Genomic DNA, 17,615 nt, shown 5'->3' with positions numbered 1-17,615 from the left:
ATACTCGGCGGCTGATTCACGAGTGAGCCCGGTATGACCGCCATCCATATCAAGTTTCCCGCCCTGACCCTCAAGGCCGGCCCCCGCGCCCTGGCGCGCATCCGCCAGCAAGGCCTGCACGCCAGTGAAGTCGGCACCTTGCCGGGCGCCGCCGGCGGGCCCAAGGCCCTGGGCATCCAGGGCCTGGACCTGGCGCTGTTCGGTGAATGGCTGCCCGCCGCGCCGCGAGAGCGCTCGCTGATCGGTGCCTCGGTGGGCTCCTGGCGCTTCGCCAGCGCCTGCCTGCCGGACGCCGCCGAAGGCATCCGCCGCCTCGGCCAGCTGTACAACGCCCAGAGCTTCGCCAAGGGCGTGACCATGGCGCAGATCAGCCAGAGCTCGCGGCAAATGCTCGACGACCTGCTGGACGGCCGCGACGCCTCGATCCTCGACACCCCCCATTACCGCTTGAACATCATGGTGGTGAAGAGCCATGGCCTGCTCGCCGACGACCACCGCGCACGCCTGGGCCTGGGCCTGTCCTCGGTGATCGCCGACAACCTGCGGGGCCGCGCGCGCCTGTCCCGGCACTTCGAGCGCCTGGTACTGCACGACCCGCGCCTGGCGCCGCCACTCAATGCCCTGGAGGATTTCCCCTCGCGCTTCGTGCCCCTGGATCGCAGCAACCTGCGCCAGGCGCTGCTGGCCTCGGGCTCGATCCCCATGGTCATGCAGGGCGTGCGCGAACTGCCTGGCGCCGGGGCCGGCACCTTTCGCGACGGCGGCCTGCTGGACTACCACCTGGACCTGCCCTACAGCGGCAGCGACATCGTGCTCTACCCGCACTTCACCGACCGGGTGATCCCCGGCTGGTTCGACAAGACCCTGCCCTGGCGCCGGGCCAGCCCCGAGCGCCTGCGGGATGTACTGCTGCTGGCGCCGTCGAAGGAGTACCTGGCGCGCCTGCCCTACGGCAAGCTGCCGGACCGCAACGACTTCAAGCGCTTCATGGGCGACGACGCCGGCCGGCAGAAATACTGGCGCCATGCCATGGACGAAAGCCGGCGCCTGGGGGATGAGTTCCTTGAGCTGGCCAGCCAGGGGCGCCTCGGGGAACGCCTGCAAAGCCTGTGAAAGCCCCTGCCCGGCGGACTGACCCTTTAGTCAGGGTTTTTCCGCAGGGGGCCGATCAAGCTGATAAACTTGCCCGCTGCCTCAACTCGCCGCCCAGGCGATAGCCATCTGACAGAGCTGACCGACACTGTGGAAATCTTCAAAGAATTTACCTTCGAATCCGCCCACCGCCTGCCTTTCGTTCCCGAAGGCCACAAGTGCGGCCGCCTGCATGGCCACTCGTTCAAGGTGGCGATCCACCTCAGTGGTGAAGTCGACGCACACACCGGCTGGATCCGCGACTTCTCGGAAATCAAGGCGATCTTCAAGCCGCTGTACGAGCGCCTGGACCACAACTACCTGAACGACATTCCCGGCCTGGAAAACCCCACCAGCGAGGTCCTGGCCAAATGGATCTGGAATGAGCTCAAGCCCCTGCTGCCGGAGCTGAGCGCGATCCGCATCCACGAAACCTGCACCAGCGGCTGCATCTACCGCGGCGAATAGGCCGGCCGAAGAAACCACCCCACGGGGTGGTTTTTTTATGCCTATGATTGCCCCATTCCCGCCGCTGCCCGAGCACCTGTGCCCATGCCGCCGACCATCCGCCTCGCCGCCCTGCCCGACCTCGCCGCCATCGAAGGCATCGCCAAGCGCGCCTACGCGCCCTATATCGCGCGGATCGGCCGGGAACCGGCGCCGATGCTCGAAGACTATTCCTGCCTGGTGCTGGCCCAGCAGGTCTGGGTCCTGGAACAGGAGCAGGCGATTGCCGGCTTCATAGTCCTGCTGGACGCCCAGGAAGCCCTGCTGCTGGACAACCTGGCGGTCAGCCCAGAGGCCCAGGGCCGCGGCCATGGCCGGCAACTGCTGGCCTTTGCCGAAGCCCAGGCCCTGGCTGCCGGCCACAGTTGCGTGCGCCTCTACACCAACCAGGCCATGAGCGAGAACATCGCCCTGTATGGCCGCCACGGCTACGTGGAAACCCATCGCGCGGTGGAGCACGGCCTGCACCGGGTGTACATGAGCAAAGCGCTGGACTGATCAGCCCCGGAGGCCGCCCCATGCAACCCCGTATCTACCTCGCCGGCTTCGACGTGTTCCGCGCCGACGCCCAGGCCCATGGCCACTACCTCAAGCAACTGTGCCGCGCCCAGGGCCTGCACGGCCTGTTTCCCCTGGATAACCAGGCGCCGCCGGGCCTCGCGCCAGAGGCTACGGCGCAGTGGATCTACCGGCAGAACCTGCAGATGATCCGCGACTGCGATGCACTGCTGGCCAACCTGAATGACTTTCGCGGCCTGGAGCCGGATTCCGGCAGCGCCTTCGAAGTGGGCGTGGCGATTGCCCTCGGCAAACCGGTGTGGGCCTACTTCCAAGGCCCCGCCACCCTGCGCCAGCAGGTGCCCCATGACGCCGCCGGGCGCGACGCCCAGGGCTTGGCGGTGGAGGATTTCAACCTGCCGCGCAACCTGATGCTGGCCTGCAGCTGGAGCGGTTGCAGCACCTGCGTGGAAGCCGCCGTCAGTGACCTCGGGCGCTGGCTGAACGCTGCCCCTGCATCGGTCTGAGATAGCCAGCAGCGTCACTTTCTACGGAAAACGACCACCCCGGACAAAAGCCTTGTTTTGTCGCGAAAGCCGATGTTATGTTTCTAACACAGGATACAAAAATGAAACCTTAATAACATTTTCCGCGAACGCCTGGCGAGATGGTCATGGACAAGAACAGTTTCCAAATCACCCTGGAACAGCAGTTTGCAAGCCTGACCCCCACCGGCAAGCGCATCGCCACCTACCTGTTGGCCAACCTCCAGCAGTTGCCCTTCGAGACCGCCGACAGCATCGCCCAGCAAGCCGGCACCACAGGGATTTCCGTGGGGCGCTTCCTGCGCTCCTTGGGCTATCGCAACCTGGACGACGTCAAGCAAGGCCTGCGCGGCGATGCCCCGGCGTCCTGGCTGATCACCGACCGGCTCGGCGCGTTTCGCAGCGAGGCCCATCAGGACGACGCCCTGGAGCGCTCGATGCATCGCGAGATCGAGGCCATCCAGCACGTCTATGGCCTGGCCCGCAGCCAGGCGTTCGCCGATATCGTGCGGCAGATCGTCGAGGCCGACGCGGTGTTCATCATCGGCATCCAGTCGACCCGGGGCATCCTCAACGCCTTCCACAGCCACCTGGAATACATCCGCCCCAAGGTCTACTACGTCGACGGCCTGTCGGGCATCTACGCGGAAACCCTGAACTCCGGCTTCGCCAAGCCCTACGCGATCATTTCCGACTTTCGTGCCTACTCCGCCATCACCCAGACCTTCTGCGAAGTGGCCAACGCCAATGCCCTGCCCCTGGCCCTGGTCACCGACCTGCAATGCCCCTGGGCCCGGGACTACCCGCTGGACCTGCTGCAGCTGAAAACCGACGTCGGCCAGTTCTGGGACTCCCTGGCGCCCCTGACCTGCCTGTTCAACCTGATGGTGTCCGCCGTGGCCGAGGGCTATGGCGAGCGCCTGGACCAGCGCCTGGCGAAGAACCGCAAGCTGCAGGAAGCCTTCGGCCAGTTCGAATCCTGACCTTCAAGCGTTACCCAAGATGGAGTGAGTGAGTGAACAACAGCCCCCTTGTCGAAATCGACGCCCAGCGCCACCAACTGGAAATCGACCTGGTGTACGCCAGCGCCGACAACCTGGCCGGCCAGGTGATCTACCGCAACGCCCGCTGCCTGCTGCACAAGGACGCCGCCGCCTGCCTGTACAAGGCCAGCCAGCTGGCGCGCATGGCCGGCCTGGGCCTGCGCATCTACGACGCCTATCGCCCGGCCTACGCCCAGCAACTGCTGTGGCAGGCCCTGCCCAACCCGGACTACGTGCGCGACCCGCGCCTGGGCTCGCACCACACCCGGGGCGTGGCCGTGGACCTGACCCTGGTGGATGAAACCGGCCAGCCCCTGGACATGGGCACCGCCTTCGATGCCATGGAGCCCAAGTCGCACCAGTTCTACAGCGACCTGCCGCCCCAGGTGCAGCGCAATCGCCTGCTGCTGCTGGGGATCATGCTCAGCGCCGGCTTCGAGGCCATCCCCACCGAGTGGTGGCACTACGAGCTGCCCAACGCCGAGGACTTCCCGCTGATCCAGGAGCACGAGCAGCCCTTCGAACACTGATGTCCCGTTCCCCAGCCGGCCACAACAACAGGCAGCCCACTGCCCCAAGCCGGTCGTTACCCGCCACACCGCTTCAGCTCCAACTGCCCGGTTATAGCTTTTATAAAAAACCTGACGAACTTCCCATCATCGAATGATCAAGGAAACCGGCATGACCCCTAGCACCCGTAATCACCCTGATGTGCGCCTGTCCACCCGTGTCGCCCTGTCGCTGCTGTGCGCCGCCCTGAGCCTGGGCGCCTGGCAGGCGGCCAGCGCCGCCGCGCCCAAGGACACCCTGATGATCGGCAAGGCCGCCGATCCGCAAACCCTCGATCCGGCCGTGACCATCGACAACAACGACTGGGCCGTGACCTACCCGGCCTACCAGAAGCTGGTGACCTACAAGGTCGAGAACGGCAAGGGCAGCACCGAAGTCCAGGGCGACCTGGCCGAGAGCTGGAGCACCTCGGCCGACAACCTGACCTGGGATTTCAAGCTCAAGCCCGGCAACCAGTTCGATGACGGCAAGCCGGTGGACGCCGCCGCGGTGAAGTTCTCCTTCGAGCGCCTGATGCAGCTCAAGCAGGGTCCGTCCGGGGCCTTCCCGGATGACATGAGCGTGGCCGTGGTCGACCCGCTGACCGTGCGCTTCACCCTGAAGAAGCCCTACGCGCCCTTCCTCTACACCCTGGCCCACAACGGCGGCGGCATCATCAACCCGGACGTGGCCAGCAAGGGCGACGTCAACGCCTACCTGTCGACCCACACCGCCGGCTCCGGGGCCTTTCGCCTGAGCAACTGGCAGAAGGGCCAGTCCCTGACCCTGGAGCCCAACAGCTACTACGCCGGCCCCAAGCCGAGCCTGAACAAGGTGGTGATCAAGATCATCAGCGAGGCTTCAGTGCGCCGCCTGCAGCTGGAACGGGGTGACCTGGACATCATCGAAGACATGCCCGAAGACCAGCTCGGCACCCTGGCCGGCAAATCCGGAATCGTCGTCCAGACCTTCCCCTCGCTGCGGGTCAACTACCTGTACCTGAACAACCAGCGTGCGCCCCTGGACAACGTCGAGGCGCGCCAGGCCCTGGTCCAGGCCATCGACTACAAAGGCATTGTCGACGGCATCCTCAAGGGCCAGGCCAAGCTGATGAACGGGCCGATCCCTGACGGCATGTGGGCCCACGACCCGAGCCTGCCGCTGATGCAGCAGAACCTCGACGGCGCCAAGGCCGCCCTGGCCAAGGCGCCGCAGAAAATCAGCAACCTGACCTATCTCTACTCGGACAAGGACGCCAACTGGGAGTCCATCGGCCTGACCCTGCAGGCTGGCCTGGCGCCCCTGGGCATCAACCTGAAGATGGAGAAGCTGGCCAACGCCACCATGCGCGAACGCCTGGGCAAGGGTGACTTCGACGTGGCCATCGGCTCCTGGAGCCCGGACTTCGCCGACCCCTACATGTTCATGAACTTCTGGTTCGACTCCAGCCTCCAGGGCCTGCCGGGCAACCGCTCGTTCTACAGCAACCCCGAGGTCGACAGCCTGATCCGCGAAGCGGCGGCCACCCACGACACCGCCAAGCGCATCGAGCTGTACCAGAAGGCGCAGAAGATCGTCCTCAAGGACAACGTCTACGCCTACCTGTACCAGAAGAACTACAGCCTGCCGATGCGTGATTCGGTGAAGGGCTACGTGTTCCATCCGATGCTGGAACAGGTGTTCAACATCGCCGAAATCAGCAAGTAGGACCGGCCTTCAAACCCCCGGCGCCAGCCCCTGAAACGGAGTGGCGCCGGGTTGCCGTGTCCCCGGTGGGGCGCCGCTGTTGCCCCCGCCGTTCGTCAAGCGTTAACGAGGTTGCCTCATGGCCTTCCTGAATATGTTGCGTAAACGCCTGCTCGGCCTGTTGTTGGTCGTGGTCGGGGTTTCGCTGATTACCTTCACCATCTCGCACCTGATTCCCGGTGACCCGGCGCGGCTGATCGCCGGCGACCGGGCCAGCGACGCCATCGTCGAGAACATCCGCCATCAACTGGGCCTCGACCTGCCGCTGTACCAGCAATACGGGCGCTACATGCTCGACCTGCTGCACGGCGACCTGGGCACCTCGATCCGCACCAGCCGCCCGGTGCTGGAGGACCTGCAAGCATTCTTCCCGGCGACCCTGGAACTGGCCCTGGCCGCGCTGTTGCTGTCGGTGCTGGTGGGGGTGCCACTGGGGGTGTTGTCGGCGGTCTATCACAACCGTTTTATCGATCAGATCGCCCGCACCCTGGCGGTCACCGGGATTTCCACCCCGGCGTTCTGGCTGGGGTTGGGGCTGATCGTGCTGTTCTACGGCCACCTCGGCTGGCTGCCCGGCAGCGGGCGCCTGGACGAAGGCCTGGAGCCGCCGCCCACCATCACGGGCTTCTACCTGATCGACTCACTGCTGGCCGGGGATATCCCGCTGTTTCTCAATGCCCTGCAGCACCTGATCCTGCCGGCGCTGACCCTGGGCTTCGTCAACCTTGGCGTAGTGGCGCGGCAGATCCGCTCGGCCATGCTCGACCAGCTCGGCGAGGACTACATCCGCACCGCCCGGGCCTACGGCCTGTCACGCTGGTCGGTGATCCTGCGCCACGCCCTGCCCAACGCGCTGATCCCCTCGGTGACGGTGCTCGGCCTGACCCTGGGTGACCTGCTGTACGGCGCGGTGCTGACCGAAACCGTGTTCGCCTGGCCGGGCATGGGCGCCTATGTGGTGAAGTCGATCCAGGCCCTGGATTTCCCGGCGGTGATGGGCTTCGCAATTCTGGTGTCGTTCATTTATGTGCTGCTGAACATGGCGATCGACCTGCTGTACCGGGTGATCGATCCGCGCATTGGCGAGGTAAGTTGAGATGTCCGCTCCCTTGAACATTCCCCTGCCGCAACCCATGGCCCAGGCCGGCGGCTGGCGCCCACGCCTGGCCTACCTGGGCTACCGCGTGCGGCAAAGCCCGCTGACCATCGCCGGGCTGTGCATGACCCTGCTGGTGCTGTTGTGCATGGCCTTCGCCCCCTGGCTGTCGAGCCATGATCCCAATGCCCTGAACCTCGCCGAACGCCTGGCCGCCCCCAGCGCCAGCCACTGGTTCGGCACCGACGAAGTCGGCCGCGACCTGTTCAGCCGGGTGCTCCACGGCAGCCGCCAGTCGGTGGGCGTGGGCCTGTTCGTGGCCTTTGCCTCGTGCCTGGCCGGCGGCCTGTTGGGCTGCCTGTCGGGGATCATCGGCGGGCGCTTCGACAGCCTGGTCATGCGCCTGATGGACATCATGCTCTCGGTGCCGTCCCTGGTGCTGATCATGGCCCTGGCCGCGGCCCTGGGCCCGAGCCTGTTCAACGCCATGCTGGCGATCACCCTGGTGCGCATTCCGTTCTATGTGCGCCTGGCCCGGGGCCAGGCCCTGAGCATCCGCCAGATGGGCTACGTCAAAGCCGCCCAGACCTACGGCGCCGGGCGCTGGCACATCGTCAGCTGGCACGTGGGGCGCAACGCCATGCCGCCGCTGCTGGTGCAACTGAGCCTGGACATCGGCAGCGCCATCCTCATGGCCTCGGCCCTGGGCTTCATCGGCCTGGGGGCGCAGCAACCCACCGCCGAATGGGGCGCGATGGTCGCCACCGGGCGCAACTTCATCCTCGACAACTGGTGGTACTCGACCTTTCCCGGGCTGGCGATCCTGTTCACCGCCACCGGTTTCAACCTGCTGGGTGACGGCATCCGTGACCTGCTCGACCCACGGCAACAGGGGAAATGACCATGAGCTCATCCGCCGTTCTCAACATCGATAACCTGAGCCTGGAATTCCCCGCCTACCGCAGCAACGTGCAGGCCCTCAACGGCGTGTCACTGCACGTCAACCCGGGGGAGATCGTCGGCGTGGTCGGCGAATCCGGCTCGGGCAAGTCGGTGACCGCCATGCTCAGCCTGCGCCTGCTGCCCGAGCGCAGCTACCGCATCACCTCCGGCAGCCTGTCGCTGTTGGGCCGCGACATGCTCGCCACCGCGGAAAAACAGCTGCTGCAGATCCGTGGCCGCGACGCGGCGATGATCTTCCAGGAGCCGATGACCGCCCTCAACCCGACCCGGCGCATCGGCCGGCAGATGCTCGACGTGATCATCCATCACCAGCACCTGAGCCAGGAGCAGGCCCGGGCCAAGGCCATCGACCTGCTGCGGGGCATGCACATCGCCGACCCCGAGCAGGTGCTGCAGGCCTACCCCTTCGAGCTGTCCGGGGGCATGCGCCAGCGGGTGATGATCGCCCTGGCGTTTTCCTGCGACCCGCAGTTGCTGATCGCCGACGAACCAACCACCGCCCTGGACGTCACCGTGCAGCGCCAGGTGCTGCTGTTGCTGCGTGAGAAAGCCCGGCAACGGGGCACCGCGATCCTCCTGATCACCCACGACATGGCGGTGGTCTCGCAGTTCTGCGACCGGGTCTACGTGATGTACACCGGCGCAGTGGTGGAGCAAGGCAGCACCGCCCAGGTCATGCTCGACCCGCAGCATCCCTACACCCGCGGCCTGCTCAGCGGCCTGCCGGAACAAGTCACTCCCGGCGCGCCGCTGCTGACCATTCCCGGGCAGGTGCCGAACCTTGCCCACCTGCCCGGCGGCTGTACCTTCCGCGAGCGCTGCAGCCAGGCCATGGCGGTGTGTGCCCAACGGCCGCCGCTGCATTCGATCAACGCCAGCCAGCAGCACAAGAGTGCCTGCTGGCTGGCTGCCCCGGAGTCCGCCCAATGAATGCTTCGCAACCCCGGGCCGGCAGCGAGCCGCTGCTGCGCCTCAACGATGTACAGGTGCGCTTTCCCCTGAGCAACGACTGGCTGGGCCGGCCCCGGGCCTTCGCCCACGCCCTGAACGGCATCGACCTGGAACTGCGCCCCGGGGAAACCCTGGGCATCGTCGGCGAATCCGGCTGCGGCAAGAGCACCCTGGCGCAACTGCTGATGGGCCTGGTCAAGCCCAGCAGCGGCGACCTGCGCTGGGCCTACGCCAACGACCGCGAGCGCCACAGCCACGTGCAGATCGTGTTCCAGGACCCGCAATCGTCCCTCGACCCGCGCCTGCCGATCTGGAAGATCATCACCGAGCCGCTGTTCGCCCTGGGCAATACCCCGGCCGCGCAGATGCGCGAGATCGCCGCCAAGGTGGCGCAGCAGGTGGGCATCCGCGGCGAGTACCTGGAGCGCTACCCGCACCAGTTCTCCGGCGGCCAGCGCCAACGCATCGCCATTGCCCGGGCCCTGGCGTCGAACCCGGACATCATCGTCCTCGATGAACCGACCTCGGCCCTGGACATCTCGGTGCAGGCGCAGATCCTCAACCTGCTGGCGGACCTGCAGCGCAGCCGCGGCCTGACCTTCGTGCTGATCTCCCACAACGTCTCGGTGGTGCGGCACATGGCCGACCGAGTGGCAGTGATGTACCTGGGGCAGATCGTCGAGCTGGGCAGCGCCGAGCAGGTACTGGAGCGGCCGCGCCACCCCTACACCCAGCTGTTGCTGGATGCGGTGCCGCGCCTCGGTGCGCCCCTGGCGGACAGCCAGCTCTCGGCGCCCACCGAACTGCCGGGCAACCGCAAGCTGCCCAGCGGCTGTTTCTTCTTCGACCGCTGCAACCGCCGTGGCTCGGGCTGCGAGCTGCCGCAACAGCTGCTGGGGGATGCCACCCGGCAAGTGCGCTGCCACCGGCAAAGCGCCGGCGGCTGATATTCCGGCACCACGCCGTCGACCACGGCGTGGTGCTTGCTTGCGGGGCGCCAAGGGCTTAAAACAAGCGCCTTGTCTCTGACCTCCCAGGAACCTCTCTCATGGAAAGCCGCTGGCTGACCCACGCCAAACGCCTGCAAGCCATCGCCTCCACCGGCCTGCATTTTTGCCGCGACGTGCATGATCGCGAGCGCTACCAGGAAGTCGCCGATATCGCCCACGACATGCTCGCGCAACTGGGTAACGTGCCCCTGGAACGCATCAACGAACTGGTCTCGGACTTCGCCCAGCGCTACTCGACGCCGATGGTGGAAGTGCGCGGCGCACTGATCGAGAACGGCAAGATCCTGCTGGTACGCGAGCAGCACGACGGCCTCTGGGCCCTGCCTGGGGGCTACGCCGATGTCGGCCTGTCGGCGGCGCAGAACATCATCAAGGAAATCCACGAAGAAGCCGGGCTGCAGGTTTCGGTGCGCCAGCTGTACGGCCTGCGGCACAAGGCCAAGGGGCCCTACAAGCCCGATCACCGGGATTTCTACAAGCTCTACTTCCTCTGCGAACGGCAAGACGCCGAGGCCCCGATGGCCGGCAGCGAAACCAGCGACACGGGGTTCTTCGCCCCAGACCAGTTGCCGCCGCTGTCCCAGGGCCGCACCGTGGAACGGGATATCCAGGAAGCTTTCGAGTTCCACCAGGGCCGGCGCAGCCTGACCCTGTTCGACTGAGCAAGGTCGCCCCAATGTAAAGCACCCTTGACATGATAAACACGCCCACCTAATGTAAAGGACACTTTACTTCAGGAGATCGCCCATGGGCAGTAAACGCTATTACATCGAGTTCAGCCTGGCCTTGCTGGCCTACATCATCGCGGTGCTGCTGAGCAGCCAATGGCTGGCGGACCTGAGCCCCGGCCCGGGCAAGATCGCCCTGGCCCTGGTGCCGGTGATCCCCATGGTGGCCATGGCCCTGGCGGTGGTGCGGCAGTTGCGGCGCATGGACGAACTGGCCCGGCGCATCCAGCTCGAAGCCCTGGGCCTGTCCTTTGTCTGCACCGCGCTGATCACCTTCAGCTACGGCTTCCTGGAAACCGCCGGCCTGCCCCGGCTGTCGATGTTCTACGTGTGGCCGCTGATGGGCCTGGTCTGGGCCCTGGCCACGGTAGCCGGCACGCGGCGCTACCGGTGAACAATCAACTGCGCGAACTGCGCACCCTGAAGGGCTGGTCCCAGGCTGAACTGGCCACCCGGCTTGAGGTGTCCCGGCAGACGGTGAACGCCATCGAGACCGGGCGCTACGACCCCAGCCTGCCCCTGGCATTCAAGATTGCCCGGGCCTTCGAACTGCCCATCGAAAGCATCTTCTGCCCCGACCAGGACTGACCCGCGGCCGCCTGGCAGTGAGCCAATCTGGCTCGGCCATGCACCGCTTTTGCCCCGCCAGCGCCTGCTGCCAGGGCAGGCCCACGGGCATCGGCTATAACTGCTGGGGCGCCCGAGCCTGCCGTCGAGGATTGGCACGGTGCCTGCAACAGCGAGGCACCACTGCGACCAGGGACAGGCCCATGACCCAGCACGAACCCGGCAACGACTACCCCTTGAGCGAAGTTCCACAGCACGCCCGCAAGGGCCTGGCCTCCATGGCCATGGTGCTGCTGGGCTTCACCTTTTTCACCGCCACCATGTTCGCCGGCGGCAAGCTGGGGGTGGCTTTCGACTTCACCACCCTGCTGGCGGTGATCCTCGTCGGCAACCTGCTGCTGGGGATCTATGCCGCCAGCCTGGGCTACATCGCCTTCAAGAGCGGGCTGAACACGGTGCTGATGGGGCGCTTGTGCTTCGGTGAACGGGGCAGCAAGCTCAGCGACCTGATCCTCGGCTTCACCCAGATCGGCTGGTACGCCTGGGGCACCGCCACCGCTGCGGTGGTGCTGGGCAAGTATTTCCAGCTGGATCAGGGCGCGGTGCTGGGGCTGATGCTGCTGTTCGGCATGGCCTTCTGCGCTACGGCCTACATCGGCTATCGCGGCCTGGAAATCCTGTCGTGGATCGCGGTGCCGGCCATGGGCCTGCTGCTGATGCTGTCGATGTGGGTGGCCAGCCGGCAGATCGGCGGCCTGGACGGCCTGCTGCGGGTCACACCGAGTGCCAGCCTGGACCTCTCCAGCGCCATCACCCTGGTGTTCGGCACCTTCGTCAGCGGCGCCACCCAGGCCACCAACTGGACGCGTTTTTCCCGTTCGGCGCGGGTGGCGGTGAGCGCCAGCCTGATCGGCTTCTTCATCGGCAACGGCCTGATGGTGCTGATCGGGGCCTACGGCGCCATCGTCTACCAGCAGCCGGACGTGGTCGAAGTGCTGCTGCTCCAGGGCTTCGCCACGGCGGCCATGGCCATGCTGCTGTTGAACATCTGGAGCACCCAGGACAACACCATCTACAACTTCGCCGTGGCCGGCTGCAACCTGCTGCGCACCCAGCGGCGCAAGACCGTGACCCTGGTCGGCGCGCTGATCGGCACCCTGCTGGCGATGCTCGGCATGTACGACCTGCTGGTGCCCTACCTGATCCTGCTGGGCACGGTGATTCCGCCGATTGGCGGGGTGATCATGGCCGACTTCTTCTACCGCTGGCGCGGCCGCTACCCGCGCCTGGCCGAGAGCCAGCTGCCGGCCTGGAACTGGCCGGGCCTGATCGCCTACGGCCTGGGCACCCTGGCGGCCTTCTGCTCGCCCTGGGTCGCGCCCCTGGTGGGCATCGCCGTCGCCGGCCTGGGCTACATCCTGCTCAGCGCCTGGCTCGGCGCCCGTGCCAGCGCCACCGTCGACGCCCAGGCCTGAACCCGCACCTTGCCCTCCCGGCGCCTTCCGGGTCTATCATGGCCCGGCCCCCGAACACCCGCCTGCTTCGACCGCTGCCGGTTGCAGCACAGTCCAATGACCGTGGGACAAGGGCCGCCGCCCAGAGCCCACGGCTGAACCACTGATTGCCCGACCCGAGGAACCCTTCCGATGCTGATCACCAACGCCCGCCTGCGCCACCGTGAAGGCCTGCACCAACTGCACCTGGAACACGGCCGCATCGCCCGCATCATCCAGCAGGGCCCGGATGCCCCCACCGCCGCGCCGGCCTTCGGTCCCGAGCACCTGGATGCCGGCGGCAACCTGGTGGTACCGCCCTTCGTCGAACCGCACATTCACCTGGACGCCACCCTCACCGCCGGCGAGCCGCGCTGGAACATGAGCGGCACCCTGTTCGAAGGCATCGAGTGCTGGGGTGAACGCAAAGCCACCATCACCGCCGAAGACACCCGCACCCGCGCCCACAAGACCATCCGTGCCCTGGCCGCCCACGGCATCCAGCATGTGCGCACCCACGTCGATGTCACCGATCCGCACCTCACCGCCCTCAAGGCCATGCTCGAAGTGCGCGAACAGAGCGGGCACCTGATCGACCTGCAGATCGTCGCCTTCCCCCAAGAGGGCATCGAGTCGTTCCGCAACGGCCGCGAACTGATGGAAGAAGCCATCCGCCTGGGGGCCGATGTGGTGGGCGGCATTCCGCACTTCGAATACACCCGCGACCAGGGCGTGAGCTCGGTGAAATTCCTCATGGACCTGGCCGAGCGCACGGGTTGCCTGGTGGACGTGCACTGCGACGAAACCGACGACCCGCACTCGCGCTTTCTCGAAGTGCTGGCCGAAGAAGCCCGCAGCCGCGGCATGGGCTCGCGGGTCAGCGCCAGCCACACCACGGCCATGGGCTCTTATGACAACGCCTACTGCGCCAAGCTGTTCCGCCTGCTGGGGCACTCGGGCATCAGTTTTGTCTCCTGCCCCACCGAAAGCATCCACCTGCAGGGGCGCTTCGACAGCTTCCCGAAACGCCGCGGCGTGACCCGGGTCAAGGAACTGCTGGATGCCGGAATGAACGTCTGCTTCGGCCAGGATTCGATTGTCGATCCCTGGTACCCCCTGGGTAACGGCAACATCCTGCGAGTGCTCGAAGCCGGCCTGCACATCTGCCACATGCTCGGCTACAGCAACTTGCAGAGCGCCCTCGACCTGGTCACCGACAACAGCGCCAAGGCCCTGGCCCTGGGCGAGCGCTACGGCCTGGAAGAAGGTCGCCCGGCGAACCTGCTGATTCTCTCGGCCGACAGCGACTACGAAATGCTCCGCAGCCAGGGCTTGCCGCTGTACTCGATCCGCCACGGCCAGGTGCTGATGCAGCGGCAGATGACCCAGGTGCACCTGATCGGCGACTGACCCGTGGCCGCGCTCCCAGGCCCTGGGCAGAGTCGCAACGGCTCCGGGCCTGGCGAGCCGCTTTGGCGGCAACGGCCTCTACTTGACCTTGAACGGCTTGGCCGCCATCAATCCCAGCGGCAACAACGGCAGGGCGAGGATCATCAGTACACCGTCTGCGGTGACGGTAACCGGCGTCAGCAACACCTGGGTGACCTTGCTCTTCTCCCGGTAGGCCGAGAAGTGCAGGGTATAGGTACTGTTCAGCGGGTTGGCCTGGTAGGCCGTGATATCACGCTTGGAAGTGAAGCGGCTGCCGCGGATGGCGTAGCGATGCAGCAAGGCATTCTGCGACGGGGAAGCGACGAAACCCAGTGCCTTGGCCTCATCGATCTGGCCAGGCTCAAGCTGATCCAGCTGGGGAATCCTGAGGATGAATTCGCCCACCAGGTTTTGCCAGTAAGTGACGCTGATTGGCAGGAACTCGGCCTGCATCTTGCCATGCAAGCCTGAGCGAATGGCCTTCAGCAACTCGGGATCGACCTGCATGAAGTAGTGGTACTGCTTGCCGATAATGACAAAGCTCTGCTCGTCTGCCGTGATATAGAACTGGCCGACGGTTTCCGTATAGACCTCATCGCTGCCGCGCTCCTCATACAGCTGGCTGGTCAGGCAACCGCCAAGACTGCCGGCGACCACGGCGCCCAGGGCCACAACCGTGCCTTTGAGCAACCCTCGGCGAGGTATTCCTTTTTGCATATCAAGTCCTTTGCGTAACCTGTGGGCTGTATCGGCTGATGAGCCATTGCTGGCGACACGCTATAGAAAGGCCAGCCGTTTTGCACTCCGCCCGCGCAACCCCACCGCCCTTATTCAGCCAGCGCCCGCGCCGTGCCGAACAGGCTCACCCGGGTCAACACGCCATCAGTCTCTTGCAACATCAAGGGCGCGGTGCCGCCTGGCATCAGCACTTCGACCCGCCCGGCCTTGACCCAGCCCAGCCGCCAGGCCGCGCAAGCCACAGCGCTGGCGCTGGTGCCCGAGGACGCGGTCGGCCCCTCTCCTCGTTCGAACACCCGGGCAACGATGCGCTGCGCCGACTGCCGCGCCGCCCATTGCAGGTTGACCCCCGCCGGGCATGGCTCGCCGTGGCCCAGGGGCAGGGCAAAGGCGATGGCGGTCAACCCCTCGGCCAGGGGCGCCTGGAGCATCTGCGGGTTGTCCGGCAAGGCATCGGCGTCCTCCACCAGGGTCACGCAGTGAGGATTGCCGATGCGCACGAACTGGCTGTGCTCCCACAGCGGATTCAGCGCCTGCAAGGGCGCCACCCGGCTTAGCTCGCAGCCGTCGAGGGTCACCGCCTCGACCCCCATGGCCGCCACCGCCTCGGGGCCGAACGAGGGCTGGCCCAGGTCCAGCCAGAAGCCCGACTGCCCCGCCACTTGTGCCGGCTCCACCACCGTGGCCACTGGGGACGCGCCCTGGTCATGGTGCACCTGCAGGCGTGTCGATCCTTCAGGCGCCAGCAGCCCTTGCTCGGTCAGGGCCTGGGAAAAGATCGTCAGGCCATTGCCACTGCGCTCGGCCAGGGTGCCGTCGGTGTTGACGATCAGCAGATCGAAAGGCGCCGCGTCCTGGAACGGCCCCACCAGCAAACCATCGCTGCGGTGGGCCTTGGCCCCGGGCGGACGGGTGCCCGGGGCCCAGTCGCACAAGGCGGCGATGGCCTGTTCGGTCCACAGGCGCCGGTCCCGGGCCGCCTGGGCCGCGGTGGTGGGCAAGGCGACCCCCAGGCGGCGCAACGCCGCGGGAGCCACCACGCCATACAGATTGCCTCGTGCATCGTAGAACGCCGCCATCACACCGCCTCCAGAAAAAACCGAGCCGCTGACATTACGGAGAATGCAGCGGCTCGGCCAGAGGGCAATGCCGGTTCAGGGGGCCAGAGCGGCAATCGCCTCGATTTCGAACAGCATGCCGTCCAGGGCCAGCCGCGGCACCGGGATCAGGGTGCAGGCTGGGGTCGGTGCCGGCCCCCACAGTGCCTTCAACTGGTTGCCAAAGATCGCCAGGCGCTCATGGCTGTGGTCGACGATCAGCACCGTGAGCTTGGCCACCTGGCCGACCCCGGCACCGGCGCTGGCCAGGGCGACCTGCAGGTTGGCCAGGGCCTGGCGCACCTGGCTGGCAAAATCCGCCGACAACTGGCCGTCGGCGGTCTCGCCGCCCTGCCCGGCGACAAACACCAACCGTGCACCGGCGGCCACCTGGGCCACATGGGAGTAGCCATTGGTGCTGGGGTCATACAGCCCGGCCGGGTTGGACAGCGCCAGGACGGGGGTGGAAGAAGGTTGGGTGGACATGCTGAGCTCCTGAAGAAAACCCCTCCGCCAGGTCAGCGGATGGGCAAGGCCATGGGGCGGATCGGCGCCGCATCCGCGCCCCGCAGTTTGAGTGAAGCACCGATAAAAGCGAACTGGTAGACCTGGTCCCGGGCCAGCCCTTCCAGGTTCACCAGTTCCAGGATCGGCGCGCCCTGCATCGCCAGCAGGTAGGTGTGCAGCGGCAGGTAGTTGCCCTCCACCTCGGAGGGGAAGGTTTCAAAACTCAGGTTGTCGGCCCCCACCACCATGGCGCCGCCCTCCTCCACCAGGAACTTCGCTGCGTCCAGGCTCAGGCCCGGCGGGTTGGCCATGTAGCGCTGGGCATTGTCGTAGTCGCGCATGCGCCCGGTACGGATCAGCACCACATCGCCCTTCTCCAGGGCCACTTTCTGCCGGGCCAGGGCCTGCTGCAGGTCGGCGCGGGTGACTCGGTAGCTGTCCGCCAGTTGCTCCAGGCCCTTGGCCGCGGCGACGTCGATCAGCACCCCGCGGGCAATGATCGGCGGCAGTTTTTCCGCCCCCGTGACGTTCCAGCCGCGGTCTCCCAGGTGCTGGTCGGCGCGGTAGCCGTTCCAGATCTTGCCGTTGAGGCCGAAGTGGTTGAGGGCGTCGATATGGGTGCCCATGTGGGCGTACATCGACACCGCCGAACCGCTGTAGCTGACGTGCTGGTTCATCGGTTCGCCGACCTGCATCGGGTCGGCGATCACGTTGCCGTGGGGGGTGTGGGTCATCCACATCTGGTACGGCGGATCGCCTGCGGCCTGCCAGCTGGGCATGCCGACGAAATAGTCCACCGCCAGGTCGTAGGCCTGCTCGCCACTGACCCGGGCCATGATCGCCGCCCGCGACTGGGGGGTGATCAGGTTCAGGCGGCCGATCTCGTCCCTGGGCCCCCAGGGGCTGATACCCACCTCGGGCCGGGCCGCCGTGGCGGCGTGGCACAAGCCACTGAGCAGGGACAGGGCCAGCACCCCGGAAGCCATCTTCAACATTGCGCGATGAGCCATGACAA

At 66.4% G+C, this 17,615-nt stretch carries 20 protein-coding genes; 16 read left to right on the top strand and 4 right to left on the bottom strand.

Annotated features, from left to right (window positions below):
* The first annotated feature begins 33 nt into the window (after window positions 1–33).
* The 16 genes from U873_RS0100690 (at window position 34) to codA (ending at window position 14,237) form a co-directional block, all read left to right on the top strand.
* On the top strand, window positions 34–1,113 hold the full coding sequence (locus tag U873_RS0100690) for a hypothetical protein (RefSeq protein WP_025126404.1): 1,080 nt from the start codon (window positions 34–36) through the stop codon (window positions 1,111–1,113).
* A gap of 129 nt (window positions 1,114–1,242) precedes the next feature.
* Complete coding sequence (gene queD / locus U873_RS0100685) at window positions 1,243–1,599, top strand: 6-carboxytetrahydropterin synthase QueD (protein ID WP_011062303.1); 357 nt, start codon at window positions 1,243–1,245, stop codon at window positions 1,597–1,599.
* A gap of 84 nt (window positions 1,600–1,683) precedes the next feature.
* Entirely contained in the window at window positions 1,684–2,136 is a 453-nt protein-coding gene (locus U873_RS0100680; RefSeq protein WP_025126403.1) for a GNAT family N-acetyltransferase, read from the top strand.
* A gap of 20 nt (window positions 2,137–2,156) precedes the next feature.
* Window positions 2,157–2,663 carry a nucleoside 2-deoxyribosyltransferase gene (locus U873_RS0100675; RefSeq protein WP_025126402.1) on the top strand — a complete coding sequence of 169 codons (507 nt, stop codon included), beginning with the start codon at window positions 2,157–2,159 and terminating at the stop codon, window positions 2,661–2,663.
* Window positions 2,664–2,803: 140 nt separating this feature from the next.
* A complete protein-coding gene (locus U873_RS0100670) occupies window positions 2,804–3,664 on the top strand; it encodes a MurR/RpiR family transcriptional regulator (protein WP_025126401.1) in 861 nt (286 codons plus the stop codon).
* 32 nt (window positions 3,665–3,696) lie between these two features.
* A complete protein-coding gene (gene ddpX, locus U873_RS0100665; protein ID WP_025126400.1) occupies window positions 3,697–4,254 on the top strand; it encodes a D-alanyl-D-alanine dipeptidase in 558 nt (185 codons plus the stop codon).
* A gap of 151 nt (window positions 4,255–4,405) precedes the next feature.
* Window positions 4,406–5,980 carry an ABC transporter substrate-binding protein gene (locus U873_RS0100660; RefSeq protein WP_025126399.1) on the top strand — a complete coding sequence of 525 codons (1,575 nt, stop codon included), beginning with the start codon at window positions 4,406–4,408 and terminating at the stop codon, window positions 5,978–5,980.
* A gap of 118 nt (window positions 5,981–6,098) precedes the next feature.
* Window positions 6,099–7,115, top strand: coding sequence for an ABC transporter permease (locus U873_RS0100655; RefSeq protein ID WP_025126398.1), 1,017 nt, complete (start codon window positions 6,099–6,101; stop codon window positions 7,113–7,115).
* Between the two features lies 1 nt (window position 7,116).
* On the top strand, window positions 7,117–8,016 hold the full coding sequence (ddpC, locus tag U873_RS0100650) for a D,D-dipeptide ABC transporter permease (protein ID WP_025126397.1): 900 nt from the start codon (window positions 7,117–7,119) through the stop codon (window positions 8,014–8,016).
* A complete protein-coding gene (locus U873_RS0100645) occupies window positions 8,013–9,008 on the top strand; it encodes an ABC transporter ATP-binding protein (protein WP_025126396.1) in 996 nt (331 codons plus the stop codon). The genes ddpC and U873_RS0100645 overlap by 4 nt, the downstream gene beginning before the upstream one ends.
* Window positions 9,005–9,976, top strand: coding sequence for an oligopeptide/dipeptide ABC transporter ATP-binding protein (locus U873_RS0100640; RefSeq protein WP_025126395.1), 972 nt, complete (start codon window positions 9,005–9,007; stop codon window positions 9,974–9,976). Before U873_RS0100645 ends, U873_RS0100640 begins: the two co-directional genes overlap by 4 nt.
* 101 nt (window positions 9,977–10,077) lie before the next feature.
* Window positions 10,078–10,701 (top strand): NUDIX hydrolase, encoded by a 624-nt coding sequence (locus U873_RS0100635; RefSeq protein WP_025126394.1) that lies wholly within the window; start codon window positions 10,078–10,080, stop codon window positions 10,699–10,701.
* A gap of 85 nt (window positions 10,702–10,786) precedes the next feature.
* The gene (locus tag U873_RS0100630) at window positions 10,787–11,161 is read left to right on the top strand and encodes a hypothetical protein (protein WP_025126393.1); all 375 of its coding nucleotides are present in this window, start codon (window positions 10,787–10,789) and stop codon (window positions 11,159–11,161) included.
* Entirely contained in the window at window positions 11,158–11,355 is a 198-nt protein-coding gene (locus U873_RS0100625; protein WP_025126392.1) for a helix-turn-helix transcriptional regulator, read from the top strand. The genes U873_RS0100630 and U873_RS0100625 overlap by 4 nt, the downstream gene beginning before the upstream one ends.
* 182 nt (window positions 11,356–11,537) lie before the next feature.
* Window positions 11,538–12,809 carry a cytosine permease gene (gene codB / locus U873_RS0100620; RefSeq protein WP_025126391.1) on the top strand — a complete coding sequence of 424 codons (1,272 nt, stop codon included), beginning with the start codon at window positions 11,538–11,540 and terminating at the stop codon, window positions 12,807–12,809.
* 171 nt (window positions 12,810–12,980) lie between these two features.
* A complete protein-coding gene (gene codA, locus U873_RS0100615; protein WP_025126390.1) occupies window positions 12,981–14,237 on the top strand; it encodes a cytosine deaminase in 1,257 nt (418 codons plus the stop codon).
* A gap of 78 nt (window positions 14,238–14,315) precedes the next feature.
* Here codA and U873_RS0100610 read toward each other — a convergent pair whose 3' ends face one another.
* The 4 genes from U873_RS0100610 to U873_RS0100595 form a co-directional block, all read right to left on the bottom strand.
* Window positions 14,316–14,975 (bottom strand): hypothetical protein, encoded by a 660-nt coding sequence (locus U873_RS0100610; RefSeq protein ID WP_029978019.1) that lies wholly within the window; start codon window positions 14,973–14,975, stop codon window positions 14,316–14,318.
* A 110-nt stretch (window positions 14,976–15,085) separates the two neighbouring features.
* Window positions 15,086–16,075, bottom strand: coding sequence for a DeoR family transcriptional regulator (locus U873_RS0100605; protein WP_025126388.1), 990 nt, complete (start codon window positions 16,073–16,075; stop codon window positions 15,086–15,088).
* A 75-nt stretch (window positions 16,076–16,150) separates the two neighbouring features.
* Entirely contained in the window at window positions 16,151–16,579 is a 429-nt protein-coding gene (locus U873_RS0100600) for a RidA family protein (protein WP_025126387.1), read from the bottom strand.
* A gap of 32 nt (window positions 16,580–16,611) precedes the next feature.
* On the bottom strand, window positions 16,612–17,610 hold the full coding sequence (locus U873_RS0100595; protein ID WP_025126386.1) for a cyclase family protein: 999 nt from the start codon (window positions 17,608–17,610) through the stop codon (window positions 16,612–16,614).
* Between the last annotated feature and the right edge of the window lie 5 nt (window positions 17,611–17,615).

This window comes from Pseudomonas sp. PH1b (assembly GCF_000633395.1).
GTDB lineage: Bacteria > Pseudomonadota > Gammaproteobacteria > Pseudomonadales > Pseudomonadaceae > Aquipseudomonas.
The sequence above is the reverse complement of the archived record's forward strand: the minus strand, read 5'-3'. Positions and strand labels throughout refer to the sequence as shown.